Genomic DNA, 25,858 nt, shown 5'->3' on the forward strand with positions numbered 1-25,858 from the left:
TTTTAACACAGGTATACCTTTGGGTGGGCTTTGAGTGGGCTTTGGTATAGGGTTGTGTGGTGGTTGCTTGCTCGATTGTTAGATTGTGAGATTGCTTGGTTCTGCGTCCTCGCAGTAACGTTTTGTGTTTATTTGTTGATTTGGTTATTTGTTTCTTCTCGATATAATTTACTCATGCTTCGTAAATCACTCGAAGTGACGGTTTGTAGATTGTTGGATTGCTTCGTCCTTTGTTCTCGCAAAGACTTGTTGTGTTGTTTGTGGATTTGTTGATGAGTTACTTGTGTGATTTCTCAGTCGTGCCTTCTTCGAAATGACTTGAGGATGCTTCTCGATACGATTTGCTCATGCTTTGTAAATCACTCGAAGTGACGGTCTGTAGATTGTTGGATTGCTTCGTCCTTTGTTCTCGCAAAGACTTGTTGTGTTGTTTGTGGATTTGTTTACGAGTTGCTTGTGTGATTTCTCAGTCGTGCCTTCTTCGAAATGACTTGGAGATGCTTCTCGATACGATTTACTCATGCTTCGTAAATCACTCGAAGTGACGGTCTGTAGATTGTAAGATTGCTTCGTCCTGCGTCCTCGCAAAGACTTGTTGTGTTGTTTGTGGATTTGTTGATGAGTTACTTGTGTGATTTCTCAGTCGTGCCTTCTTCGAAATGACTTGGAGATGCTTCTCGATACGATTTACTCATGCTTTGTAAATCACTCGAAGTGATGATCTGTAGATTATTAGATTGCTAGATTGCTAGATTGCTAGATTGCTAGATTGTTGGATTGTGGGATTGCTTCGTCCTTTGTCCTCGCAATGACATGTTGTGTTGATTTGTGGATTTAATTAGAAGAGCTTCTTGTGTGATTTCTCGCTTTGCTAGAAATGACTAGGGAATGATTTTTATTTCTTAGTCATGCTTTACTTCGGGTTCGCTCCGTACATTGCTTTCGAAGTGCTTTGTGAGTTTATTTTTTATTGAATTTTAATTCTGTTTTTAGGTTTTGTGTACAATTATTGTGTTTTGAATGTTTGTTTAGGCTAATAATGATAATGGGTGAGTAATTGTTGATAATTGTGTGGGAAAACTAATGTAATTTGTTATTTTTTAATGGGTTATATGTGTTAAATTGCAAATACAACAATTGACCGATTTTAACGAATATACAAATATGAACCGCATCATAATTACATCTAATGATGTTATGTTTTTAATGGGCAAAAGTGAATCTTATTCACAGAAATTAATTAAATCTATTAAAGATGCTTATGATAAAAAGAAGCATCAACCTATTAGTATACGTTTATTTTGTGACTATATGGATTTGTCTTATGAAGAGGTGTTTAATACGGTTAATGGTATTAAGGATCAATCTGCTTAAATGTTTTTACATTTTAAAAAAGGGTGACTTTTAAAGTCTCCCTTTTTTATTTTTATGATTTTCTTCTATAAAAGGTTGTTTTTTTGCGTTAAAACACCAAAAAAATCGTTTATTTGTGTTTGTAAGGTAAATGCATTTTTAATAGTTGGTTTACTTGCGCTAACAAAAAAAGAGTATCCTTTGGAAACCAAAGTTTATCAAAAAAACAATACCCTAAGTCTTTTTAAGCTGTTTTCTGCGAGTTTAAAAGATATTTATGCGTCACGTTTTTTGTCAAGACAATTGGCAGAGCGTGATATTAAAGCCCAATACCGTCAATCTTACTTAGGTTTATTTTGGGCATTTTTTACGCCTTTAGCGACTGCGATAGTTTGGATTGTTTTAAATAAAAGTGGAACTGTTAAATTGACAGATACCGGTATGCCTTATCCGTTATATGCTTTTTCTGGTACTTTAATATGGTCTATCATTACCGAATCTATAAACTCGCCAATGCAAAGCACTAATAGTGCACGAGGCATCTTAACCAAGATTAATTTTCCTAAAGAAGCTTTGATTGTTTCTGGTATCTATAAACTATTATTTAATAGTTCTATCAAATTACTATTATTGCTAGTTTTTGTGTTGTTTTATGGAGTAGGATTACATTGGACTTTGATATTGGTACCTGTAGCTGTTATAGGCGCTGTTTTAGTAGGTACAACTATAGGTTTGTTTATTACTCCTATAGGCTTATTATACACCGATATTAATAAAATTGTGTCTTTTGGGTTGCAGTTTTTAATGTATGCTACCCCTGTGGTGTATGCATTGCCAAAAGAAGATGGTTTACTTAAAACTTTAATGACGTATAACCCACTAACCTCAATCATTTTAACCACTAGAGATTTTATAGTAGGTACAGTGTCTAATTATAGCTTTCAGTTTATGATTGTAATAGCCTGTTGTGTGCCTTTATTATTAATTGGATTGGCTTTTTATAGATTATCTATACCGATTATTGTGGAGCGATTGAGTGCGTAGTTAGTAATGAGTAATGAGTAATAAGTAGTTAGTAGTTAGTTGCTTATGTGATTTCTCGCTGCACTTCGACTTTGCATTTCGACAGGCTCAATGTGACGCTCAGTGTGACACTCGAAATGACTTTGGAGGTATAAAAAAATAAAAGATAAAAAAGGTTGATGAACCCAGAACAAAACATACAGACCGATAAAGAGGTATTAGTAAAGGTAGAAGGCTTAAGCAAAAAGTTTTGTAAAGACCTAAAGACTAGCTTGTGGTATGGTGTTAAAGATTTAATGACTGGTATTGGTGGTAGCACTAATGAGCGTATGTTACGCCCTAAAGAGTTTTGGGCAGTTAAAGATATTAATTTTGAGTTACGACGTGGTGAGTGTTTGGGCTTAATAGGTCATAACGGTGCAGGTAAATCTACTTTACTAAAAATACTAAATGGTTTAATTAATCCAGATGCGGGTAAAGTAACTATTAAAGGTAGAGTAGGTGCATTGATAGAACTAGGCGCAGGATTTAACCCAATATTATCTGGTAGAGAAAATATTTATAATAATGGTGCTATCTTGGGTTTTACCCGACAGGAGATTGACCAAAAGCTAGACGCCATTATTGCTTTTGCCGAGTTGGAAGAGTTTATAGATATGCCCGTACAGCACTACAGTAGCGGGATGAAAGTACGTTTAGGTTTTGCAGTAGCCTCACAATTAGAACCAGATGTACTAATTATTGATGAGGTGTTAGCTGTGGGAGATTTAGGTTTTGTATTAAAATGTTTTAAGACTATTGATCATATTTTACCTAATACAGCAGTTATTTTTGTTAGTCATAATATGCCAATGGTATCACGTATTTGTACACATATTATTTTAATGGATAAAGGCATGTCTAAATTTAATGGTTCAGATATTAGTAGTGCAATTGATTTATATTATACAAGGTTTGCTAATAATGAAAGTAATATTGTTTATGATGATAATAGTATTGCTTTGGAAGCTATTACTATGCCAAATACAAAACAATTTGATGGAATATATCAGTTGTCTTGGAACAATGATTTAAATCTTTCTGTTAGAGTTAAGTTAAGGGAAGAAGAAATTCCTATATTTAAATTCACTGTTTTTGATAAAGAATTAAGGCCTGTAGCACTATTAGAACCTAATTGTAAAATTAATAATTTGGAAATTATTGACACAATACTTTCTTTTAACGTATCACATAAGAATATTCAATTATCAAAAGGAGTATACTCATTAAACTTGTCTATTGAAAGTAAAAAAGGTTCTCCTTTACTAAGAATCAATAATATTATGGCTTTTCAAATCAATCATGAAATGAATGTATGGCAACCATTTTTGCTTCAATCTGAATATTCAAATAATAAGGTTAAATTATGACATTTTTGGGACACGTAAAGCCTACGTTTATGATCTTAGGAGCACAGAAAACAGGTACCACTGCTTTACATGATTATATTGAGCAACATCCCGATGTGTTGTCTCCTAAAGAAAAGGAATTACACTTTTTTGATTCGTGTGTTAAAAAGGATATAAAAGACTACCATTTAAATTTTCCTTTTAAAAAGTTTACACGTAAAACAACTTTTGAGTCTACCCCAAGATACTTGTATTTTCCAGACACAGCCAAAAAATTAAATGATTATAATCCTAAATTAAAGTTTATAGTGGTTTTACGTGACCCTGTAGAAAGAGCTTACAGTGCTTGGAATATGTATAAGCAAATGGTGAAACAGCCTTCGTTAAAAACTTTTTTTATAGAAAATGAAAAAGAATGTCCTAAGGAAAAGCTTAGTACATATTTCATTGAAGGAGACTTTCCAAATTTTTATGATTGGATTAATTTTGAAATCAATTTAAGTAAATTAGAGCAGAAAGATATTATAGAACCATCAATAGTAAGAAGAGGTTATTATAAAGAGCAGATTGAAAATTATTTTAAGTATTTTGATAAAAATCAATTCTTGTTTATAGACACATCAGAATTATTGAATAATAGGAAGGATACGTTAAAGAAAGTTTTTAAATTTTTAGGATTAAAAATTATAGATTTAAAAGAATTAGATTTAAGCGAAAAACACAAACGTGAATATTCTGAGCCAATAGATGAAATATCTAAGAAAATATTATCGTCTCATTACAAAATTAAAAATGAAGGATTAGAAGAGTTGATTGACACAAAACTAAGTTGGGTTAGTTAAATGCATATATTTAATAAAAAAAATAAAGAGAAAATATTCTGTATAGGTTTAAATAAAACTGGTACCACTACTATAGAGACCGTATTGAAAGATTACGGCTACAAGCTGGGTAATCAACCTAAAGCAGAATTGTTAGCAAAAGATTGGTTTAACAGAGATTTTAATGAAATCATTAAGTTTTGTAAAACAGCTGATGCTTTTCAAGATATACCCTTTTCATTGCCATATACCTATATGGTTTTAGATCAGTATTTTAAAGAATCTAAATTTATTTTAACTGTACGAGATACACCAGAACAATGGTATAAATCCATAACAAAATTTCATTCTAAGTTATGGGCTAATGGTAAAGAAACACCGACGATACAAGACCTGAAGAATGCTAATTACCGATATAAAGGTTACGCTTTTGATATTAATCAATACATGTTTAATACGCCTAATAAAGAACCTTATAATAAAGAAGTTCTTTTAGATTACTATAGTAATCACATCTATTCTGTAATTGAGTATTTTAGAAGTCGTCCTGATAAATTGTTAGTTATTAATGTATCCAATGATGATGACTATATTAGACTAGCTAATTTTTTAAATAAAGAGCCTATACACAAAAGGTTTCCTTGGGAAAATAAAACTACTGAGATTAAATGATAAACGTTACCAAAACATTTTTACCGCCACAAGAAGAGTATCAAGACATTTTAAAACGCGCTTGGGATTCAGGATGGATGACTAACCGTGGTGTTTTGGTTAAAGAATTAGAACAGCAACTTAAATCTTATTTAGGTGTTAACCAAATGATAGCAATGACCAATGGTACATTGCCATTACAAATAGCTATTAAAGCTTTAAATTTAAAAGGTGAAATTATAACTACACCGTTTAGTTATGTTGCAACCACCAGTAGTATTTTTTGGGAGGGATGTACACCCGTTTTTGTTGATATACTTCCTGAGTATTTAACTATTGATGAGACAAAAATAGAAGCCGCAATAACTGATAAAACTACTGCTATTTTGGCTACTCATGTTTTTGGTAACCCTTGCGCTATTGACGAAATTGAAATTATTGCTAAAAAATATAATTTAAAAGTAATTTATGACGCAGCACACTGCTTTGGAGTGACCTATAAAGAACAATCTATTTTTAATTACGGTGATGTAAGTACATGTAGTTTTCACTCCACTAAATTATTTCATACAGGAGAAGGAGGAGCTTTGTTTTGTAATGATGAAGATTTATATAATAGCTTATACTATCATCATAACTTTGGACATGATGGTCCATTAAGTTTTTTTGGTTTAGGTATTAATGCAAAAATGAGCGAATTACAAGGAGCAATGGGTTTGTCCTTATTACCATACTTAAATAAGATTTTCGATGAAAGGAAAAAAGTTATAGATTTTTATAATGAGGCATTTAAAAATCAGAATCTAAGTACCTTAAAAATAAGACCTAAAACCAATTGGAATTTTAGCTATTATCCTGTAGTTTTAGATAGTGAAGCTACTTTGCTTAAAGTTGAAAAAGTATTAAATGTTCATAATATTTATCCAAGACGCTATTTTTATCCATCTTTAAATAAATTGCCGTTTTTAGAATATGTAACCATGGAAAACTCGGAGTTAGTTGCCTCCAAAGTTTTATGTCTACCTTTATATGTGGGTTTAACACAAGATGAATTAGCATTAATTTGTAAACTAATAATAGAAAATTTATAATGATAATTGTAGGAGCTAGAGGTTTTGCTAAAGAGATATTACAAGTGATATCAGTAGATATGAACTATGATGATAAATCTATAGCTTTTTATGATAATGTAAATGATGATTTGCCAGATAAGTTATTTGATAGATTTCAAATTTTAAAATCAGATAAAGAAGCAAAAGATTTTTTTTTAAAAACTAATGATAATTCTTTTGTTTTAGGTTTGGGTGACCCCAAGTCTAGATTTAAGATGTACGAACATTTTATTAATTTAGGAGGAGTGCCTAAAACCATATTTTCTAATAATACAGAAATAGGAAGTTTTGATGTAAAAATAGGAGAAGGAACATCTATAATGTCAGGTACAGTAATTACAAATAGTATAGTTGTTGGTAAAGGTGTTTTGATAAATTTAAAAACTACTATTGGACACGATTGCTACATTGGTGATTTTGTTGAGATTTCACCAAATGTTAATATCTCAGGGAGATGCAAAATAGGAGATTTTACTGTTTTAGGAACTAATTCTATTGTTATTCCAGACATAACTATAGGTAATAATGTAATTATTGGTGCAGGTACTGTAGTAACTAAGAATATACCTGATAATTGTACCGTAGTAGGTGTGCCAGGAAAAATTATAAAACAAGGATAATTATGGTAATGGTATCTATATGTATGATAACCTATAATCATCAAGATTATATTGTTGAGGCTCTAGAAGGCGTTTTTAAACAACAGTCAGATTTTGTTATTGAATTAATATTGTCTAATGATTGTTCTACGGATCAAACTCATCAAAAGATCACTAATTTTTTAGAGAATAATACATCATCCAATATTCAGATAAAATATTTTAATCATACTGAAAACCTTGGAATGATGCCTAATTTTAAATTTGCGTTAGAACAATGTAAAGGAAAATATATTGCATTATGTGAAGGTGATGATTATTGGACAGACCAACACAAACTACAAAAGCAGTTAGATTTTTTGGAGATGAATATTAAATATTCATTATGTTTTCATAATGTGTATAAATTAAATCAAAGAAATGGCGCTAACGAATCTAATGTTATGTTAGATTACGAAACTAATCAAGTTTTTACAACAGAAGATTTAATAAGTCAATGGTTTGTACCTACTGCTTCTATTTTATTTAGAAACTATAGCGATTTTATATTTCCTGATTGGTTTTATAATTGTGGTAGTGGTGATATACCGCTTCTTTTATTATTGTCTTTAAGGGGTGATTTATATTATTTAAACGAAACAATGGGAGTTTATAGGTTACAAGATAATGGTGTGTCTGTAGCGCATAAAGGATATTGGAAGGTTTTTTCAATGATATACTTGTATAAAAGTTTCGATATTCATACTAATTATAAATTTAGTAGTAAAATATATGAAGCTATGATATATGAACTACAAAAGCATACACCTGATTTAAAAGAAATAAAAGCTTTACAACTTGAAAATAAAAAATTAAAGAAAGCTTTAGAAAAAAATAATAAGTACTCAGTTAGAAGTTTGTTTAATTATTCAAAAAAAACAATAAAAAAAATAATTAAATGAATATTCTCTTTATTATACATGAGTCTAGCCTTACAGGAGCACCAAAAATGCTATTGTATTTTATAGAATGGTTGAAAAAGCACCATCCTAAAATGGTTATTACTGTATTGTCTTTAAAAAGAGGACTATTAGAAGCCGATTTTAAAACCGTATCTGATTATTATTACGAATTAGAAGATTATAAAAAGACGCCACCAACACTAACGCAACGAGTTTTAAAAAAAATATTTAAAGGTAAACCTAAACCAACACCAAAAGACTTACTTATAGCACAACTGCAGGCTACAGCGTTTGATGTTATTTATGCCAATACAGTAATTACATTGCCAATAGCAGCAACTATTAATCATGGTAATGCGTCTAAATTAATAGTCCATGTGCATGAGTTAAATGCTATTATTAAGCAATTGCTACCCGATTTATCAAGTTATGATAAGCAAGTTAATCACTTTATTGCTGCTTCAAACCTTGTTAAATCCAATCTTATAGAACAGTTTAAGATTGATGCAAGTAAAATAACTAGGGTTTATGAGTGTTCTAAAGTTAAACCTAACACGGTTACTAATATTGAACATAAAATTTTTAATGTAGGTGCATCTGGTACAGCCCATTGGCGCAAAGGATCTGATTTGTTTATTTTGGTCGCTAATTACATAAAAGTAAATTATCCTGATTATAACATTAAATTTACTTGGGTAGGCGATGTGTCTAAAAATGAGCGTATTATCATAGAGGAGGATTTAAGGAAGTTACATCTAACTAATGCTGTGCATTTTATTGGTAATCAAACTAAACCAACACGTTATTATAATGATTTTGATGTGTTTTTAATGACCTCAAGAGAAGATCCGTTTCCTTTAGTTTGTATAGAAGTGGGAATGTTAGGTAAACCTATAGTATGCTTTAAAGGAGCAACAGGAACAGAAGAAATTATAGAGCAAGCAGGAGGTGGATTTGTTGTGCCTTATTTGGATATTAAAGAAATGGCAGAACGCATAGTGTTTTATTACAATAACCCAGAGAGTGTTAAGACACACGGTATGATTAACACAGAAGCATTTAGTCTGTTTCACCCAGATATTATTGCCCCACAATTACTAGAGGTTATTAAAAAAATAAACTAATTAGAATGAGTGTGCCAGATGTAAATACTGTTTTGGTTTCGGTTTGTATACCGACTTATAATGGAGCCGAGTATTTAAGTGAAGCTTTAAATTCTGTAAAAGCACAAACTTTTAAAGAGTTTGAAGTTATTATTAGTGATGATGCCTCTAAAGATAATACCCTAGACATTGTAGAGGATTTTAAAAACAGTGTAGATTTTCCTGTAACAATTTTTAATCATGAACCGCAAGGTATAGGCGCCAATTGGAATAATTGTATTAGACATGCTAAAGGTAAGTATATAAAGTTTTTGTTTCAAGATGATGTATTGGCTCCGCATTGTATAGAAGTTATGGTGAATGTGTTAGAAAACAATTCGAAGTTAGGTTTAGTGTCTTGTAAAAGAAGCTTTATTGTAGAGCCCTCTTATCTAAATAGCACCACTAAAGAATGGATACAAAACTTTGAAGACTTACAAAGAGGTCTTGAGTTTTCTTGGGATGATGGTGTTATGTTGATGGATAAAAGCCTATTTAAGTCTTCAGCTTTTTTTAAGAGCCCTTTAAATAAAATAGGAGAACCTTCTTTGTATATGTTTCCTAAACGTGTTGTTAATACCATAGGATATTTTAGAGAAGATCTAAAACAAGTGTTAGATTATGAGTTTTGTTATAGATTGCTAAAGAGACAAAACATAGCTATTCTAAAAGAAGAATTGGTAAGTTTTAGGTTACATAAAATGCAAGCCACAAATATAAATAGGACTAGTGAACATGATGATTATACTATCTATAATAGTTTGTTAGAAAAAGACTATTTATGGTATTTTAGTCGACAAAAACAAGTTGCAATACTAAGAAAACGTTACCCTTTGTTTAATTATTTATTTAAAATAAAACGTAAAATAGGATTATGAATGTTAGCGTGGTCATAGTAACCTATAATGGTATGACTTGGTTAGAACGTTGTTTAGCTTCTATACCATCTTCATATAATGTAGTAGTTGTAGACAATAACTCTACCGATGATACAGTAAATTATATAGAAGCTAATTATCCACAGCATACCTTGTTTAAAGAAGCTAATAACTTAGGATTTGGACAGGCCAATAATAAAGGTATAGCTTATGCTTTAAAACAAGGAGTTGACTATGTGTTATTGTTAAATCAAGATGCTTTTTTAGAGGCAGATACAATAAGCACTCTTATAGCAACACATAAGCAATATCCAGACTATGGTGTTTTAAGTCCTATACATACTAACGCAGAAAAAACACGCTTAGACAAAAAATTTTCGCATTACATAAGTTATGATAATAATGCACAATTTTATTCGGATTTTGTGTTAGGACATCAAAAGCAATCTATCTATGATGTGCCTTTTGTAAATGCAGCAGGATGGTTGCTACCCCGAACAACACTAGATGTTGTAGGTGGGTTTGATCCTATATTTTATCATTATGGTGAAGACGATAATTATTGCCAGCGCGTACGTTATCATCAGTTTAAAATAGGCGTAGTACCCAATGCTTTTATGGTACATGATAGAGAAGATAGGGTGATGCCATTACAACAAAGTGAAAGTGAGCAATTACTTTATTTTGAAAGGGCGTTTAAAACGCGTTACGCCGATATTAATATCCCCTTTGTTAGAACAGAAATAACATTTATAAGTGCTGCTTTTTTATTAAAATTATTATTAAAGTTACAATTTAAAAAATGGACGTTTTATAAAAAGAAACAGTATTTACAACAACATTTAATAAAAGAGGTAGAACTAAGCAGACAAATAAATATAACTAAAGGACCTCATTACTTATAATATTATGCATAAAACTCCATTAGTTTCTATAATAATCCCTACTTATAATCGTGCTCATTTAATCGGAGAAACGTTAGAGTCTGTTATGGCACAAACGTATGTTAATTGGGAATGTATAGTGATAGATGATGGAAGTACGGATAACACATCTGAAATTTTAAAATTATATTGTGAAAAAGATAATCGTATACAATATCATCAGCGTCCAGAATATCACAAACCTGGTGGTAATGGCGCTAGAAATTATGGTTTTGAATTGTCTAGGGGAGAGTATGTTAATTGGTTAGATAGTGATGATTTTTTTTCAAATGATAAATTAAAAGAACAAATTAGGCAAGTTAATACATTTGAAGATGTTGATATCGTAACTTGTTCTTGGGGTAAAGCTACAGCCGTAAATGATTTTCAAATTAAAAAATTAAATATTTATAAAGATTATAAAGAAGGTATTAATTTATTGAGGGATTATGGGGTTTTTAAAGAGTATTTTGTTACTCATAATTTTTTAGTAAAAAGAGAATTAGTAAATAAAACAGGACTTTGGAATGAAAGATTATTGATAAATCAGGATGGAGAGTTTTTTGCAAGAATATTAATCATGTCTGGTAAAATTGTTTTTTCAAAAAAGGCCTATGTGTTGTATAGGGAACCAAACAGTGATAACACAAGTTTCTTTTCAAATAAATTAAAAGCAGAGCAAGCTATAGTAAGTTGGGAATTAATTTCGGGATATTTAAAATTGGTAGACAAATCCTATTTTAAAGCATATATAAGATATTCGAAAGAGAATATTTATAAAAGAATATATTCAAGTTATCCTTCGTTAATTAAAGAGTATGAATGTTTTTTTTATGATATAATTGCTGAGAAAAGTTTTATCAAAAAAGTAAAACAAAAATTAAAAAGAAAGTTTTTGTGCAAGTTTTAGTATCCATAATTCTTCCGGTTTATAATGGGGAACAATTTATAGCAAAATCTATTGAAAGTTGTTTACAGCAAACCTATAAAAACATTGAGCTAATAATTGTAAATGATTGTTCTACTGATGCAACTTTAACTATTGCTAGAAGTTTTGCAGATAATGATAGTAGAGTTAAAGTTATAACAAATGAAATTAATAAACGCTTACCAGCAAGTTTAAACGTTGGTCATCAACTAGCAAAAGGCGATTTGTTGACATGGACAAGTGATGATAATCTGTATTTACCAACAGCTATAGAAACAATGGTTAATGAGCTTTTACATAGTAAAGTAGATTTTGTTTATGCCAATTTTGATCAAATAAATGAAGAAGGAACTATTACTAGAAGGTTTAAATTTGAAAAACCTGAAGAATTAATTTGGAGGAATGTTGTAGGAGCTTGTTTTTTATATACTCCAAAAGTATACAGAAAAAATAAAGGTTATCGTGAAGATTTGTTTATGGTCGAAGATTATGATTTTTGGTTACGTGCCTTTATGCAGCATAAATTTAAACATATTAGTAAGACACTTTATAAATACAGAAAACATAGCAATAGCTTGACTAATGAGATTAATAATAAAAACTCTGAAAAACAATTGTTGTTTGAAACAAACAAATACAAAATGTTTGAAGCTGTTTTTAAAACCTATATGTATCCAACTATATTACAAGATTTAATTTTACAGTTTCAAAAAGAACATACTGTAAATGCTGATCTGATTATTGATAATATATCTGATTTAAAACAATTTTATAAGAGTACATTTCCTTTATCATCATATAAAAGTCATCTTTATTATTTAAAAGATAAATATATAAAAGGAATAAGAGGTACAAGCAAGCAAGGAATAATGCCTGCTATTAATTTGATCTATTATTTTGGAACAGTAATGACTTTTAATGATTACAAAACAGCTTTAAAAATAGCAATGTATAACGTGTTAGATAAATGATGAAGCAACCTTTAGTCACAATTGTTTTAACCACTTTTAATAGAGCTTATTTAATAGAAGAAACGCTAGAATCTATTATTAAGCAAACTTACACTAATTGGAAGTGTATTATTATAGATGATCAATCTGAAGATCAAACTAAAAAAGTTGTAACACAATATATAGCTAAAGATAGTAGGTTTCAGTTTTTTGAAAAAGGGAGTGACTATGTAAAAGGATTATCTGCTTCTAGAAATATGGGGATGGACCTAATAGAAGCTACAGATTTAATTCAGTTTTTTGATGATGACGATATTATGCATCCACAAAAGCTAGAGATACAAGTCAAAGCATTTATAAAAAATCCAGAACTTGATCTTGTTGTTTTTCCTACGGTTAACTTTAATCATGGAGAGACGTTTACAATTAAAACCATTAATGCATCTAGTGTAACCTCTAAATTAATACCCAATATTGGAGAAGATTTTATTTTGGTAAAGCGCATATTTACTGCTCAAGTACCATTAATAAAATATGATTATATTAAAGATGCGAGGTTTGATGAGTCCCTTTTTTATGCAGAAGAATGGGCACTTTTTAATAGGTTGTTTTTTACTAAAAGGACAGTAGCTGCTTATGTTGATGTACCATTGTATTTTCATAGAAAACACGATTTGTCTATAACAGCTAATTTGTACGGTAAAAGTAAAATTAGAGAAATATCTCAAAATAAAGCCTTTTATACTGTTTATGAAACAGTAAAAACATCGAGGTTATTTAATGGCTCTGTGTTTTGCAGGTTTATCACCTACGCTATTAATAGTAGTGATAAAAGTTTATTACATCAGATTAAGAATGATTTAAAAAAGGGATTGCTATCTCATCGGATAAAAGATTTTTTAATTTTAAAAAGTATTCCGTTAGTTTACTTAAATAAAAAAATGGCTACAAAATTAATCCACAGAATTTCAAGATGGTAAAAACAATCCTAATCATATCAGAATCTATTGATATTGAAGATAGTAGTGCTTCTAAGGTAAATGTAGCTTTAATAAAAAATCTTAAAAAGATAGGATACCAAATACGGGTGCTACATTATACTAGAAAAGAGATACAATTAGGAAACGCTATTGAATGTATTGCTATACCTGAAATTAAATTTTCATTGTATTACCTGTTAAGTAGAACTCAGCGTGTTTTTCAAAGAATAACCAAAATAAATGTCTCTAAATATTTAGAGCGTCTATTTGGTCACTCCTTTACATTTTTTAATGATTCTAAAAGTATTTCTAAAGCTATTGATAAGTATTATGATGATGAAGATTTAATTATTACTTTAAGTAAAGGCGCAAGCTTTAGACCGCATTATGCTATGTTAAGTTTGCCAAGTAAACATAACAATTGGCTAGCTTACATACACGATCCTTATCCATTTCATTTTTATCCAAGACCTTATAATTGGGTGGAATTTGGTTACCAATTTAAAGAAGAATTTTTTAGACAAGTTTCAGAAAAGGCTAAACGTAGTGCTTTTCCAAGTCAATTACTAAAAGAATGGATGGGTAGTTATTTTTCTAACTTTTTAGCTACAGGAGTGATTATTCCTCATCAGAATTTAGAAGTTGATGCTAACTTAAACATTGAGCTGCCAGCTTATATAAACCCAAATTATTTTAATTTGTTACATGCGGGTAATTTAATGAAACAACGTAGTCCTGTTGGTTTGATAGAAGGATATAAGTTGTTTTTGACACAATATCCAGAAGCAAAAGATTGTTCTAAATTATTGTTGTTAGGAAATGCAGATTATTATAAAAATTATTTACAAAATCAATTGAATAATACTATTTATTGGAGCCAAGGTAATGTTCCTTTTTTTGAAGTAGATATTGTTCAAAAAAACGTATCAGTTAATATAATTTTAGAATCAAAATCAGAAATCAGTCCATTTTTACCAGGTAAATTTCCACATTGTGTGACTGCTAATAAGCCTATTTTACTACTAGGTCCTCATTATAGTGAAACAAAGCGATTATTAGGAGATGGTTATCCCTATTTAAGTGAGGTAGATGATGTAGAGTGTATAGCTGAAATGATAGGGACATTGTATACAAATTGGTTAGAAAACCCTAAGCAATTATTAGATAGACCTGATTTAGAAGATTATTTAGGAATTGAATATTTAAAAGCACAAATAGAAAATGGAGATGGCAATTAAATTTTCTATAGTCATAACGACCTACAATAGGTTAGAGGCATTAAAATATACGCTAAAAAGTTTATCGTCACTATACCAACGTGACGATGTTGAATTGCTTATTTGTGATGATGCCTCAACCGATGGAACCCCAGACTATTTACGTGAATTATATTCTTCGCATACATTATTGCTTAATCTAGAAGGTAAGGGATATATTTTTAATCGCAATCGGTTAAATAATTTAGCACAAGGTGATTATATTATATCATTAGATGACGATGCAAATTTTTTATCAGATAATAGTTTAGCTGCAATAGAAGATTTGTTTATAAACAACCCGAGATGTGGATTACAAGCTTTACGAATATTTTGGGGCTTAGAATCTCCAAAAACACTAACCCATAATGCATCTATTGAGCAAGTAAGAGGTTTTGTGGGATGTGGACATGTATGGCGCAAGACAGCATGGAAGCAGTTACCCGATTATCCAGAGTGGTTTGTTTTTTATGGAGAAGAGGAGTTTGCCTCCTACATGTTGTATAAATATCACTGGAAGGTTTTATATAACCCTAATGTTTTGGTACATCATAGGGTAAGTGTTAAGCAACGCAAAACACAAAAAGACTACAGGATACGATTGCGACGTTCTTTGCGATCAGGTTGGTATCTTTACGGATTATTTTTTCCTTTAAGAGAAATTCCAAGACGGTTTTTATATACGCTTTGGGTGCAACTAAAAAAGAAAACTTTTAAAGGAGATGTAAAAGCAACTATTGGAATATTTCAAGCATTAATAGATGTTTTATTACATATTCCTAAGTTGATAAAAAACAGTAACAGATTAACCCAAAAAGAGTTTAAATTGTATCAAGAATTGCCAGAAACAAAATTGTTTTGGTACCCAAATAAAGACTAATATGGATATAATTGCAGAAATAGCACAAGCACACGATGGAAGTTTAGGCATGGCATATGCTTATATAGATGCTGTAGCCAAAACAGGATGTAATGCTATTAAGTTTCAAACACATATTGCAGACGCAGAAAGTAGTATACATGAACCTTTTAGGGTGAAGTTTTCTAAGCAAGATGCTACTAGAAAAGACTATTGGAAGCGTATGGAGTTTACTTTAGACCAGTGGAAAGGACTTAAACAGCGTTGTGATGAGGTAGGATTGGAGTTTATAAGCTCTCCTTTTAGCAATGCTGCGGTAGATTTATTAGAAGCGGTAGGTGTAAAACGTTATAAGGTTGGTTCTGGAGAGGTTAATAATTTTGTTTTATTAGAAAAAATAGCAGAAACCGGGAAGCCTGTTATAATTTCTTCTGGCATGAGTTCTTACAATGAATTAGATAAGACTGTAGCATTTTTAAAAGCTAGAGGTGTGGACTTTTCTATATTACAATGCACTACAGCTTACCCAACACAGCCAGAGCAATATGGTTTAAATGTTATTGGAGAATTAAAAAGTAGATATAATGTTTCAGTTGGTTTTTCTGACCATTCTGCATCAACAGAAGCATGTATTGCAGCTACAGCATTAGGTGCAGAAATACTAGAATTTCATGTTGTGTTTGATAAAGAAATGTTTGGTCCCGATGCCAAAGCATCATTAACCATGCAAGAAGCTACTCAGTTAGTTAAAGCTGTGAATACAATAGAAATAGCGCTTAAAAACCCAGTAGATAAAAAAGATAATTCAAAATTTGATGTTTTAAAATCAATTTTTGAAAAATCTTTGGCTGTGAATAAAGATTTAAAAGCCGGATCGGTACTTACTTTTTCTGATTTAGAGACCAAAAAACCTAAGGGATTTGGTATATTGGCTAATGAATATGAAAAAGTTATTGGAAAGAAAATTAATAAAGATTTAAACCAATGGGACTTTTTAACCGATGATGATTTAAGTGAATAATATGTCTAAAAGAAAAATTTGTGTGGTAATTACTGCGCGACCATCCTATAGTAGAATTAAAACGGCTTTAACAGCCATTAAAAATCATCCCAAATTAGAGTTGCAATTAGTTGTTGCAGGGTCTGCATTATTAGGCAGGTATGGAAATGCAGTTGATTTTATTGAAAACGATGGTTTTGAGATAGCAGAAAAAGTATTTATGGTGCTAGAAGGAGAGAATCCTACTTCTATGGCTAAAACAACAGGTTTGGGAGTAATGGAGTTAGCTAACGTTTTTTTTCGTTTGCAACCTGATGCGGTATTAACCATTGCAGATAGGTTTGAAACTATAGCAACAAGTATTGCAGCTTCATATCAAAATATCCCTTTGGTACATATTCAGGGAGGAGAAGTAACTGGAAATATAGATGAAAAAGTAAGACATGCTAATACCAAATTAGCCGATTTGCATTTAGTAGCTTCTGAAGATGCTAAACAACGTGTCTTAAAAATGGGTGAACATCCTCAAATGGTTTTTAATACAGGTTGCCCTTCTATAGATTTAGCAGATGAAATTATGCAAGATTCTGCATTAAATTTTAATCCTATAGAAAAGTACGGAGGCGTAGGAAAAAAAATAGATTGGCAACAAGGCTATTTAGTAGTTATGCAACATCCAGTAACTACAGAATATGCTTCTGCCAGAAAAGATGTAGAAGAAACCTTAAAGGCTATTTATGAATTAAATATGCCTACATTTTGGTTTTGGCCAAATGTAGATGCAGGTTCTGATGGTACTTCTGGAGGAATCCGAGCTTTTAGAGAAAATTATCAACCAGAAAACATACACTTTTTTAAAAACATGGAACCTCATGATTTCCTTAGGCTACTTGTTAATAGTAAGTGTTTAATAGGAAACTCAAGTGTTGGTATACGTGAGTGTTCATATTTAGGAGTTCCTGTAGTAAATATTGGCACAAGGCAAAACGGTAGGCAAAGAGGTAGTAATGTAATAGATACAATATATGATAAAAATGAAATCATAAAAAGTATTGAAAATAGAATTTCTTCTACAAATATTGTTTCAGAGCATATTTATGGAGATGGAGCCTCAGGTAAACAAATCGCTAATATTTTGGCAGAAATTGAATTAACATTTCATAAAACTATTGCGTATTAATGAAAATATTAGGTATCATACCCGCAAGAGGAGGTTCCAAGGGTGTTCCTGGTAAAAACATACGTTTAGTTAATGGAAAACCATTAATAGGTTACACAATTGAAAAAGCCCAAAAGTCAAAATTACTAACTGATGTTATTGTTTCAACAGATTGTGAAAAGATAATAGACGTAGTTGAAAACTATAATTGTCAATATTTAAAACGGAGTGCTGAAAATGCACAAGATCATTCTGCTATAGAAACTACTATATTTGAAGTTTTGGGAACAGTTAAAGAAGAGTATGATGTTATTATACTTTTACAGCCAACAGCTCCTATTAGAGAGGTAGAAGATATAGATAATGTTATTAATATGTTTATAGGTGATGATACAATAGACTGTGTGGTATCTGTTATAGAATTAGAAGATATCCATCCTGCTAGAATGTATCAAATTGATGACAATTTTGTTATGACTCCGTTAAATCAAGAATTAGAAAGAAAAAGAAGACAAGATTTACAGCCGGTTTATATTAGAAATGGAGCAATATATGCTATTAGAACATCCGCTTTTTATGAACATAAAAAGTTGATTTTAGAACATAAAAAAGCTTACATTATGCCAGAGTCTAAGTGGGCAAATGTTGATACAGAACGAGACCTATTGATTACAGAATTGTTGATTAAACAATGGGAAAAAGGACATTTATGATTTATTTAAAAACCATAATATCTGGTATAAAAAAACTGTCTCTTGAAAATGAAAAAAGATTAAGTAGTATTTCTTCTTTTGAATATCGAGAGCTATCAAATGACTTGGAATTAAAAGAAGCATTACAACAATGTGATATTTTTTGGTTTAGGTTAAATCATAAACTAACTAGAGCAATCTTAGAAGATGTAAAATGTAAATATATTGTATGTGCGGCTACAGGTTTAGATCATATTGATTTAAAAGCATGTTTAGATTATAATATTAAGGTTATTAGTTTAAAAGGTGAGTTTGAATTTTTAAAAGAGGTAAGAGCTACTGCAGAGCATACTTTGGGCTTGTTACTAACATTAATAAGAAAATCAAAAACAGCATATAACCATACAGAAGAAGGACATTGGAATAGATATTTATTTCAAGGAACTGAACTTTATAAAAAGAAGGTTGGAATTTTAGGTTTAGGTAGACTGGGAAAAATAATGGCAGATTATTATTCGGTTTTAGGAATGGAAATTTATTTTTTTGATACTGAAACTCAATCTGAATATGCTCAAAAATATAATAAAGTAAACTCAATAAAAGCGTTATTAACGATAGTAGATATATTATCTATTCATCTTCCTTATAATGAAAACACTCATTTTATACTAAATAATGAAAATTTAAGCTTGTTACATGAAGGTGCAGTAATTGTAAATACAGCACGTGGTGGTTTGGTTAACGAGAACGATTTATTAGAATTGTTAATGTCAAAAAAAATAGCAGGATACGCTACAGATGTTTTATGGGGAGAACCCAATATTAGCAAGCATCCCTTGGTGCAATATGCTAAAAACAATAATAATGTAGTAATTACTCCGCATATTGGAGGCAACACATTTGAGTCTATAGAGAAAACAGAAACATTTGTTTTGAATAAACTGATAAACATGTTAAAATGAAAAAAGTAGGAATTGTAATAGCTGATGGTGTAGGGTATAGGAATTTTATAATGAGTAAATTTATAAAAGAACTAATCAAAGAGTATGATGAGGTTACTATATATTCAGGGTTAATTAAAAGTGTTTATCCGATAAGTGTATTAGAAAGCGTAAACTTTTATGAATTAGATATTTATAAAGAATCAATTGTTTCATGGTTTTTTAGAAAATTGAAAGAAGTAGCCCATATGCGCAAGCATATTTCTTTTTTTGGTATTAAAACAAGTTACAATAACGGTAAAGTAACAAAGCCTACAAATAAAAGACAGTATCTTATCCAATTTATATATTTTTTGACAAATTTACTTCATTCTGAAAGGCATATAAAATTTTATGAGTGGCTCCAATTTAAAAGTTTTAAAAAAGAAAATACATATCAAAAATATTTGAGTTTTTTGAAAAAAGATGCTCCTGAGATATTGTTTTTTACACATCAAAGACCTTATAACTTAGCTCCATTATTAGCGGCTTCTAAAGCATTAAAAATTAAGTCTTCTAGTTTTATTTTTAGTTGGGATAATTTAGCCTCTAAGGGTAGGATGTTAGGAGAGTTTGATGGGTATGTGGTTTGGAGTGAGTTAATGAAAAAAGAACTTAGTTATTTTTATCCTAATACTAATAAAAATAATATTCATGTAGTAGGAACACCTCAGTTTGAACCCTATGTTATGGATGAATATAATATGTCAAAGGAACAGTTATATAATCAATTAGGGTTAGATATTAATAAAAAAACAGTTTATTATAGCTGTGGTGACGTGTCTACAAGTAGGTTAGATCCTCTTTATATTAGCAAAATAGCTGAGTTTATAGTTGCTAATAAAATACCAGATGTAAATTTTATAGTAAGAACATCTCCTGCTGAAGATGAATCTAGGTTTATTGAATTAAAGCAAAAGCATCCAATGATTATTTGGAATTTTCCTAATTGGGAATTAACAAGAACAAACCATACAGAAACTTGGTCTCAAAGAGTCCCAAGTATAGAGGATGTAAAAATTTTAAAAGGTTTATTAAAATATACAGATGTAAATATAAATATGTGCTCTACCATGTCTTTAGATTTTATGTTGTTTGATAAGCCGGTTATTAATGCGGTTTATGGAAACGGAGAAAATGGTTTGTATGATGATCAAAAGTATTTAAACTATGTTCATTTTGATAAGGTTGTAAAATCAAAAGCAGTGACAGTTGTAAAACAAGATGAAGACTTTATAAAAGCTATAAACGACTCTCTGTCTAATTCTACAAAGTATAAAAAAGAGAGAAAAAATATTCTAAATCTTCAAATTGGCGCACCATTAGAGGGAACCAGCGAAAGAATTGTAAACGCTCTAAAAGAAATTGTATGAAAAAAATATTAGTTGTTTTTGGTACTAGACCCGAAGCTATAAAAATGGCTCCGTTGGTAAAAGAATTACACCAAACTCATACATTAGATACTAAAGTTTGTGTCACAGCACAACATAGAGAGATGCTAGATCAGGTGTTAGACTTTTTTTCTATTGTACCAGATTATGATTTGGATTTGATGAGAGTAAACCAAACCCTAAACCAACTAAGTGCACGAATATTAACAGCAATAGATGAAGTACTGATAGATTTTAATCCAGATTTAGTCTTGGTACATGGTGATACTACCACTAGTAGTATGGTAGCATTAGCAGCTTTTCATAGAGGTGTAAAAGTTGGTCATGTAGAAGCTGGATTAAGAACTTACGATAAATTAGCGCCATTTCCTGAAGAAATAAACAGACAAATAACAGGGCGTATTGCCGATGTTCATTTTGCTCCAACAACCCAATCTGCTCAAAATTTACTTCAAGAAAAAGTAAATAAAGAAACGGTTTATATAACAGGAAATACTGTTATAGATGCATTGTTGTGGGGGATTAAAAATATTAATGAAATACGAGAAGATATTCAAGACATAAAACGTTTTATACAGAAAGACAAAAAGTTAATTGTGGTTACGGGGCATAGAAGAGAGAATTTTGGGGATAAGTTTTATGAGTTTTGTGATGCCTTAAAAACATTAGCAGCAAAAGAAGATGTACAAATTATATATCCTGTACACTTAAATCCTAATGTGCAAAAAACTGTTTATGACACTTTAGGACATAATAAAAGTATTTTACTTATCAACCCTTTAGATTATGAAGCTTTTATATGGTTGTTAAATCAATCTTATTTAATCATTACTGATAGTGGAGGCGTGCAAGAAGAAGCACCATCTTTACAAAAACCAGTTTTAGTTACTAGAGATGTTACAGAAAGACAAGAAGCAGTTATACAAGGAACGGTAAAATTAGTAGGAACCAACAAAGACCTTATTGTAAAAGAAGCCATTAATTTATTAAACAATAAAGAGATGTACGATGCTATGATAGCAAATAAAAATCCTTACGGTAATGGTACAGCTTCAAAACAAATTGTAAACGCTATAAAAGAAATACTATGAAAAACATAGCAATGATTTGTAATTATATACTTCGTCCTGATAGAATAGGTGGTATGGATCGTTTTTTTAAATTGTTTGATGCACAATTAAAAGAAAGAGGATATCAGGTTGATTGGTTTTTTACAACATCTACTGCTTTTGATTTTTATAAAGATTTAAAAGTATATTCTATTGAAAACGCGTTGGTAGAACATACATTTTTAGAAATAGGTAAAGAGAAAACATATGATATTGTTATTACCCATTTTACTGAGCTATGCACTAAGTTTTATAAAAAAGTACACCTACAACACCCTAAAGCTTGTATACTAGCAGTAGATCATAATCCTAGACCACTTGAAGGATATCCTTTAAAAAAAAGGCTTAAAAAAAGAATAAAATCTTTTTTATATGCTAAATATATTCATCAATTTATAGCTGTGTCCGCATACTCAAAACAACATTTAATTTCAGATTTTGGCACTCATATAGCTAAAAGAATTAAAATTATCCACAATGGAATAGAGTTAGGGAATTATATTGAAAAAAAAGACTATTGTATTAAAAAGGAATTTATTGTGGCGTGTCATTTAAGAAAAGAAAAAGGCATCCAGTATTTAATAAAAGCATTGACCCAGCTTACTTTAGAAGAAAAAAAAGATTTAAAAATTGATGTGTATGGAGAAGGACCTTATGAAGAAGAATTAAAAAAAATGGTTGAAGACTATGAATTAACCAAAGTAATTAATTTTAGGGGTTCTGTAAGTAATCTATATGAAATATATTATAAGTATGATTATTTAATTCATCCATCATTAGGCGAAACGTATTGCTATAGTGTGGTTGAAGCTTTATTATGTAAATTACCTGTAATTACAACTACACATGCAGGGAATGTATTGGGCTTAGTTAAAGATAGTAAAAACGGCTTCCTTTTTTTAGAGAAAGATGTAACTAGAATAACTGAATTATTAAAAAATATTTTATCTGAAACACTATTTATAAGTGAAGAGGCATTTAATTCTGTTGAAATTCCAAACTTTACATTGCAAAAAATGGTAAATGAACACCTAAATTTATTGCCATGCATATAGCTTATATTACACCAGAATATCCTTCAGGTTTTTACAAAGGTAATGTAGGAGGTATTGGTACGTTTACTAAAAATATCGCAACACAATTGGTTCTGCAGCAACATCAAGTTACGGTGTTTGTTCATAGTCAGCAAAAAACAGAGGTATTTGAAGAATGTGATGTAGAAATACATTTTGTAAAACAGAAAGTTTTAAAAGGATTAACTTGGTACACAAACAGACGTTATTTTGAAAATTATGTCAATAAAATTATAGAGAACAAAAATATTGCAATTATTGAAGCTCCAGAATGGACAGGTTTTACTGCATTTATGAAGTTTAGATGTCCACTGGTTATTCGCTTGCACGGATCTGATACTTATTTTTGTGATTTAGAGCGAAGAAAAGTAAAATTTAAAAATAAATTTTTTGAAAAAACAGCCCTAAAAGGAGCAGATGAAATTGTAGGAGTAAGTGAGTTTGTATCTAAAAAAACAAAAAAACTATTTAATATATCACGAACTATAACAGTGATACATAATGCTATAGATATAAGTGTTTTTCAGCCTAATCATGAAGAAATAAAACCTAAAACACTATTGTATTTTGGAACTATCATTAGAAAAAAAGGAGTGTTACAAATAGCTAAAGCTTATAACAGAGTTGTAGAAAAAGATAAGGAGATAAAGTTATTTTTTTTAGGAAGAGATAATAAAGATACACAAAATGGAAAATATACTTTATCAATGTTAGAAGACCTATTATCGCCACAAGCAAAAGCTAACTTTACACATATAAATGCTGTCCCTTATAAAGATGTAATTAAATACATTCAACAAGCAGATGTTGTATTATTACCTAGTTTTGCAGAAGCTTTTCCTATGTCTTGGTTAGAGGCTATGGCGTTAGAAAAAAAAATGATTACTTCTAACATAGGTTGGGCAAATGAAGTTATGATAAATGAAGAAACAGGGTTTATGATTAATCCAAATGATATTGATGCATTTTGTGATAAAATTGAAAAGATGTTGAATGATGAAATTAAAGCAAATTTTATGGCAAAAAGTGCTAGACAACGAATTTTACAGCATTTTGATATGAAGTCAAGTTTTAAAAAGAATTTAGGGTTTTATCGAAAACTAATAAAATAATATGAAGTTTAAAAAATACATCACTTCAAATAATGAAGTATTGTTATATGTTGGCAACCCTAATTTAGATAAGTTAGATGATTTAGCAGAAGGACCAGGAGATTTATGGCATAGTTCTTTAAGCCAAGGTTTTGCTAATTGTTTTCAAGATATAAAATATCAAACAGCTGTATATTGGTGGTTTTTAAATGAAATTGAAAATCAAGAACATTGTGTAAGTTGGCGTTTAAATATTAATGCATTTGTTGTGAGGGAATCTGTTTGGAATCAAATAAATAGCGTAGATCATCAGTATCAATCAAGTTTAGTTGCAGGTTTGGATTTAGGTTATAATATGTTAAGAAATCAACATGGAGTTCCTCTTTTTATTCAAAATCTGTATGCTTCAGGAGACACTACCATTAAAATTTCTACTAAAGATAGATACACATTCTTTTTCAAAAATTTTAAATCTCACCATGCTTTGTATATGTTATTAAGAAAGGGATTGTGGGCTTTCCCTAAAGAGCTTAAAGCTTATTTGCAGACAAGAAAGCAAACTAAAAAACGAATTGAGAAAAAGATACTCCCAAGGGAGTTACAACCTATCAAAGGAACACCTACTGTTAGTTTGGTCATACCTACTATGAGAAGACAAGAATATACTCAGTTTTTGTTAGAAGACCATAAAAAGCAAACCTATTTAATTAAAGAAGCTATAATTGTTGATGCAACACCAGAAGAAGATAGAGACGATAAATATTACAGAAATGAAGATTTTCCTTTTGATGTTGTTGTAAAATGGCAAACGTCTAAAGGAAGTTGTAGAGCAAGAAATGAAGCTATTGATTTATGTACTGGCGATTATATTATTTTTGCAGATGACGATGTTAGAATTCAAGACGATTTTGTAGAAAATCATCTACGTTTGTTACAAACCTATAATGCAAAAGCATGCAATGGTTTGGATATTATGGCAGATCATGTGAATCAAGATTTATCAGATTTAGAACATAAGTTAGCAAAAATGGAGAATAGGAGATGGCGTGTTGGAGTATCCTCTATGTTTAGTAACGCAAATTCTTGTGTACATAGAGATCTTGTGAAAAAACTAATAGGTAACGATATTAATTTTGACGGTGGTTATGGTGAAGACTCTGATTTTGGATTAAGAATTTTACAAGCAGGTTACGTTTTATTACACAATCCATATTCACCTAATTTACATTTAAAACCTCCACAAGGTGGTTATAGATGGTGGGGTAATGAGGCAAAAAAGAAAGGGAAAAAGAGAAAATCACAACCATGGGAGTTAGATAACCCTGTTAAAAACATAAGACCTGTACCAAGCCCTACAATTACCTATGGAGTACTAAAACATTATACTTCTTCGCAGATTAAGGAGTGGCGTGTAAAGCATTTCTTTTTATATTTATTTAAAAGAAATTTAGGGTCTTTACCCTTGCGTCTAGTTAAGTTGCCTTTAAAACAACTTCAGTTTTCTAAATCTTTGACCTATGGTAAGGCTTTAATTAAATTAGGAACAAGATATCGTTAGT

Annotated in this window: 26 protein-coding genes; 25 read left to right on the forward strand and 1 reads right to left on the reverse strand. The window is 30.4% G+C overall.

Translation table 11 applies throughout. The features are described from left to right. Window positions 1-345: 345 nt before the first annotated feature. Window positions 346-522: a hypothetical protein gene (locus INR78_RS09875; RefSeq protein WP_223076382.1), complete on the reverse strand. Its 177-nt coding sequence runs from the start codon at window positions 520-522 to the stop codon at window positions 346-348. Window positions 523-1,164: 642 nt separating this feature from the next. On the opposite strand from INR78_RS09875, the gene INR78_RS09880 reads away from it, so the two are divergent. The 25 genes from INR78_RS09880 (at window position 1,165) to INR78_RS10000 (ending at window position 25,857) form a co-directional block, all read left to right on the forward strand. After that, window positions 1,165-1,374: a hypothetical protein gene (locus INR78_RS09880; protein WP_223076383.1), complete on the forward strand. Its 210-nt coding sequence runs from the start codon at window positions 1,165-1,167 to the stop codon at window positions 1,372-1,374. A 180-nt stretch (window positions 1,375-1,554) separates the two neighbouring features. After that, complete coding sequence (locus tag INR78_RS09885) at window positions 1,555-2,397, forward strand: ABC transporter permease (RefSeq protein WP_223076384.1); 843 nt, start codon at window positions 1,555-1,557, stop codon at window positions 2,395-2,397. Between the two features lie 158 nt (window positions 2,398-2,555). Further along, window positions 2,556-3,785: an ABC transporter ATP-binding protein gene (locus INR78_RS09890; RefSeq protein WP_223076385.1), complete on the forward strand. Its 1,230-nt coding sequence runs from the start codon at window positions 2,556-2,558 to the stop codon at window positions 3,783-3,785. Window positions 3,786-3,790: 5 nt separating this feature from the next. Then, complete coding sequence (locus tag INR78_RS09895) at window positions 3,791-4,606, forward strand: sulfotransferase domain-containing protein (protein WP_223076386.1); 816 nt, start codon at window positions 3,791-3,793, stop codon at window positions 4,604-4,606. Next, window positions 4,607-5,257: a sulfotransferase gene (locus INR78_RS09900; protein WP_223076387.1), complete on the forward strand. Its 651-nt coding sequence runs from the start codon at window positions 4,607-4,609 to the stop codon at window positions 5,255-5,257. After that, window positions 5,254-6,327, forward strand: coding sequence for a DegT/DnrJ/EryC1/StrS aminotransferase family protein (locus INR78_RS09905; protein ID WP_223076388.1), 1,074 nt, complete (start codon window positions 5,254-5,256; stop codon window positions 6,325-6,327). Before INR78_RS09900 ends, INR78_RS09905 begins: the two co-directional genes overlap by 4 nt. Continuing rightward, window positions 6,327-6,968, forward strand: coding sequence for an acetyltransferase (locus INR78_RS09910; RefSeq protein ID WP_223076389.1), 642 nt, complete (start codon window positions 6,327-6,329; stop codon window positions 6,966-6,968). Before INR78_RS09905 ends, INR78_RS09910 begins: the two co-directional genes overlap by 1 nt. A 23-nt stretch (window positions 6,969-6,991) precedes the next feature. Further along, a complete protein-coding gene (locus INR78_RS09915; protein ID WP_223076390.1) occupies window positions 6,992-7,888 on the forward strand; it encodes a glycosyltransferase in 897 nt (298 codons plus the stop codon). Then, entirely contained in the window at window positions 7,885-9,012 is a 1,128-nt protein-coding gene (locus INR78_RS09920) for a glycosyltransferase family 4 protein (protein WP_223076391.1), read from the forward strand. Before INR78_RS09915 ends, INR78_RS09920 begins: the two co-directional genes overlap by 4 nt. 5 nt (window positions 9,013-9,017) lie before the next feature. Further along, the gene (locus tag INR78_RS09925; protein WP_223076392.1) at window positions 9,018-9,908 is read left to right on the forward strand and encodes a glycosyltransferase family A protein; all 891 of its coding nucleotides are present in this window, start codon (window positions 9,018-9,020) and stop codon (window positions 9,906-9,908) included. Continuing rightward, window positions 9,905-10,813, forward strand: a complete 909-nt coding sequence (locus INR78_RS09930; RefSeq protein ID WP_255593055.1) for a glycosyltransferase family 2 protein — start codon at window positions 9,905-9,907, stop codon at window positions 10,811-10,813. The genes INR78_RS09925 and INR78_RS09930 overlap by 4 nt, the downstream gene beginning before the upstream one ends. A 4-nt stretch (window positions 10,814-10,817) precedes the next feature. Next, on the forward strand, window positions 10,818-11,741 hold the full coding sequence (locus INR78_RS09935) for a glycosyltransferase family A protein (RefSeq protein ID WP_223076393.1): 924 nt from the start codon (window positions 10,818-10,820) through the stop codon (window positions 11,739-11,741). Continuing rightward, window positions 11,729-12,730: a glycosyltransferase family A protein gene (locus INR78_RS09940; protein WP_223076394.1), complete on the forward strand. Its 1,002-nt coding sequence runs from the start codon at window positions 11,729-11,731 to the stop codon at window positions 12,728-12,730. Before INR78_RS09935 ends, INR78_RS09940 begins: the two co-directional genes overlap by 13 nt. Next, entirely contained in the window at window positions 12,727-13,689 is a 963-nt protein-coding gene (locus tag INR78_RS09945; protein WP_223076395.1) for a glycosyltransferase family 2 protein, read from the forward strand. Before INR78_RS09940 ends, INR78_RS09945 begins: the two co-directional genes overlap by 4 nt. Beyond that, window positions 13,683-14,927: a UDP-glycosyltransferase gene (locus tag INR78_RS09950; protein ID WP_223076396.1), complete on the forward strand. Its 1,245-nt coding sequence runs from the start codon at window positions 13,683-13,685 to the stop codon at window positions 14,925-14,927. The genes INR78_RS09945 and INR78_RS09950 overlap by 7 nt, the downstream gene beginning before the upstream one ends. Continuing rightward, a complete protein-coding gene (locus tag INR78_RS09955) occupies window positions 14,917-15,825 on the forward strand; it encodes a glycosyltransferase family 2 protein (RefSeq protein ID WP_255593056.1) in 909 nt (302 codons plus the stop codon). Before INR78_RS09950 ends, INR78_RS09955 begins: the two co-directional genes overlap by 11 nt. A 1-nt stretch (window position 15,826) precedes the next feature. Further along, complete coding sequence (locus INR78_RS09960; protein ID WP_223076398.1) at window positions 15,827-16,825, forward strand: N-acetylneuraminate synthase family protein; 999 nt, start codon at window positions 15,827-15,829, stop codon at window positions 16,823-16,825. Between the two features lies 1 nt (window position 16,826). Next, window positions 16,827-17,984 (forward strand): UDP-N-acetylglucosamine 2-epimerase, encoded by a 1,158-nt coding sequence (gene neuC, locus INR78_RS09965; RefSeq protein ID WP_223076399.1) that lies wholly within the window; start codon window positions 16,827-16,829, stop codon window positions 17,982-17,984. Beyond that, complete coding sequence (locus INR78_RS09970; protein WP_223076400.1) at window positions 17,984-18,676, forward strand: cytidylyltransferase domain-containing protein; 693 nt, start codon at window positions 17,984-17,986, stop codon at window positions 18,674-18,676. The genes neuC and INR78_RS09970 overlap by 1 nt, the downstream gene beginning before the upstream one ends. Then, a complete protein-coding gene (locus INR78_RS09975; protein ID WP_223076401.1) occupies window positions 18,655-19,617 on the forward strand; it encodes a D-isomer specific 2-hydroxyacid dehydrogenase family protein in 963 nt (320 codons plus the stop codon). The genes INR78_RS09970 and INR78_RS09975 overlap by 22 nt, the downstream gene beginning before the upstream one ends. Then, window positions 19,614-21,008 carry a CDP-glycerol glycerophosphotransferase family protein gene (locus INR78_RS09980; RefSeq protein ID WP_223076402.1) on the forward strand — a complete coding sequence of 465 codons (1,395 nt, stop codon included), beginning with the start codon at window positions 19,614-19,616 and terminating at the stop codon, window positions 21,006-21,008. Before INR78_RS09975 ends, INR78_RS09980 begins: the two co-directional genes overlap by 4 nt. Beyond that, complete coding sequence (wecB, locus tag INR78_RS09985; RefSeq protein ID WP_223076403.1) at window positions 21,005-22,117, forward strand: non-hydrolyzing UDP-N-acetylglucosamine 2-epimerase; 1,113 nt, start codon at window positions 21,005-21,007, stop codon at window positions 22,115-22,117. The genes INR78_RS09980 and wecB overlap by 4 nt, the downstream gene beginning before the upstream one ends. Next, on the forward strand, window positions 22,114-23,190 hold the full coding sequence (locus INR78_RS09990; protein ID WP_223076404.1) for a glycosyltransferase family 4 protein: 1,077 nt from the start codon (window positions 22,114-22,116) through the stop codon (window positions 23,188-23,190). Before wecB ends, INR78_RS09990 begins: the two co-directional genes overlap by 4 nt. Next, complete coding sequence (locus INR78_RS09995; RefSeq protein WP_223076405.1) at window positions 23,181-24,320, forward strand: glycosyltransferase family 4 protein; 1,140 nt, start codon at window positions 23,181-23,183, stop codon at window positions 24,318-24,320. Before INR78_RS09990 ends, INR78_RS09995 begins: the two co-directional genes overlap by 10 nt. Before the next feature lies 1 nt (window position 24,321). Beyond that, entirely contained in the window at window positions 24,322-25,857 is a 1,536-nt protein-coding gene (locus tag INR78_RS10000) for a glycosyltransferase family 2 protein (RefSeq protein WP_223076406.1), read from the forward strand. Window position 25,858 lies beyond the last annotated feature (1 nt).

Source organism: Mesoflavibacter sp. SCSIO 43206 (genome assembly GCF_019904215.1).
In the GTDB taxonomy this organism is placed as follows: domain Bacteria; phylum Bacteroidota; class Bacteroidia; order Flavobacteriales; family Flavobacteriaceae; genus Mesoflavibacter; species Mesoflavibacter zeaxanthinifaciens.

Excerpts from the sequence above, each read along its gene's own strand:
- INR78_RS09875 (WP_223076382.1), bottom strand. The coding sequence starts at position 522 with ATGAGTAAATCGTATCGAGAAGCATCTCCAAGTCATTTCGAAGAAGGC.
- INR78_RS09880 (WP_223076383.1), top strand. The coding sequence starts at position 1,165 with ATGAACCGCATCATAATTACATCTAATGATGTTATGTTTTTAATGGGC.
- INR78_RS09890 (WP_223076385.1), top strand. The coding sequence starts at position 2,556 with ATGAACCCAGAACAAAACATACAGACCGATAAAGAGGTATTAGTAAAG.
- INR78_RS09900 (WP_223076387.1), top strand. The coding sequence starts at position 4,607 with ATGCATATATTTAATAAAAAAAATAAAGAGAAAATATTCTGTATAGGT.
- INR78_RS09905 (WP_223076388.1), top strand. The coding sequence starts at position 5,254 with ATGATAAACGTTACCAAAACATTTTTACCGCCACAAGAAGAGTATCAA.
- INR78_RS09910 (WP_223076389.1), top strand. The coding sequence starts at position 6,327 with ATGATAATTGTAGGAGCTAGAGGTTTTGCTAAAGAGATATTACAAGTG.
- INR78_RS09915 (WP_223076390.1), top strand. The coding sequence starts at position 6,992 with ATGATAACCTATAATCATCAAGATTATATTGTTGAGGCTCTAGAAGGC.
- INR78_RS09920 (WP_223076391.1), top strand. The coding sequence starts at position 7,885 with ATGAATATTCTCTTTATTATACATGAGTCTAGCCTTACAGGAGCACCA.
- INR78_RS09925 (WP_223076392.1), top strand. The coding sequence starts at position 9,018 with ATGAGTGTGCCAGATGTAAATACTGTTTTGGTTTCGGTTTGTATACCG.
- INR78_RS09930 (WP_255593055.1), top strand. The coding sequence starts at position 9,905 with ATGAATGTTAGCGTGGTCATAGTAACCTATAATGGTATGACTTGGTTA.
- INR78_RS09935 (WP_223076393.1), top strand. The coding sequence starts at position 10,818 with ATGCATAAAACTCCATTAGTTTCTATAATAATCCCTACTTATAATCGT.
- INR78_RS09945 (WP_223076395.1), top strand. The coding sequence starts at position 12,727 with ATGATGAAGCAACCTTTAGTCACAATTGTTTTAACCACTTTTAATAGA.
- INR78_RS09950 (WP_223076396.1), top strand. The coding sequence starts at position 13,683 with ATGGTAAAAACAATCCTAATCATATCAGAATCTATTGATATTGAAGAT.
- INR78_RS09955 (WP_255593056.1), top strand. The coding sequence starts at position 14,917 with ATGGCAATTAAATTTTCTATAGTCATAACGACCTACAATAGGTTAGAG.
- INR78_RS09960 (WP_223076398.1), top strand. The coding sequence starts at position 15,827 with ATGGATATAATTGCAGAAATAGCACAAGCACACGATGGAAGTTTAGGC.
- neuC (WP_223076399.1), top strand. The coding sequence starts at position 16,827 with ATGTCTAAAAGAAAAATTTGTGTGGTAATTACTGCGCGACCATCCTAT.
- INR78_RS09970 (WP_223076400.1), top strand. The coding sequence starts at position 17,984 with ATGAAAATATTAGGTATCATACCCGCAAGAGGAGGTTCCAAGGGTGTT.
- INR78_RS09975 (WP_223076401.1), top strand. The coding sequence starts at position 18,655 with ATGGGAAAAAGGACATTTATGATTTATTTAAAAACCATAATATCTGGT.
- INR78_RS09980 (WP_223076402.1), top strand. The coding sequence starts at position 19,614 with ATGAAAAAAGTAGGAATTGTAATAGCTGATGGTGTAGGGTATAGGAAT.
- wecB (WP_223076403.1), top strand. The coding sequence starts at position 21,005 with ATGAAAAAAATATTAGTTGTTTTTGGTACTAGACCCGAAGCTATAAAA.
- INR78_RS09990 (WP_223076404.1), top strand. The coding sequence starts at position 22,114 with ATGAAAAACATAGCAATGATTTGTAATTATATACTTCGTCCTGATAGA.
- INR78_RS09995 (WP_223076405.1), top strand. The coding sequence starts at position 23,181 with ATGCATATAGCTTATATTACACCAGAATATCCTTCAGGTTTTTACAAA.
- INR78_RS10000 (WP_223076406.1), top strand. The coding sequence starts at position 24,322 with ATGAAGTTTAAAAAATACATCACTTCAAATAATGAAGTATTGTTATAT.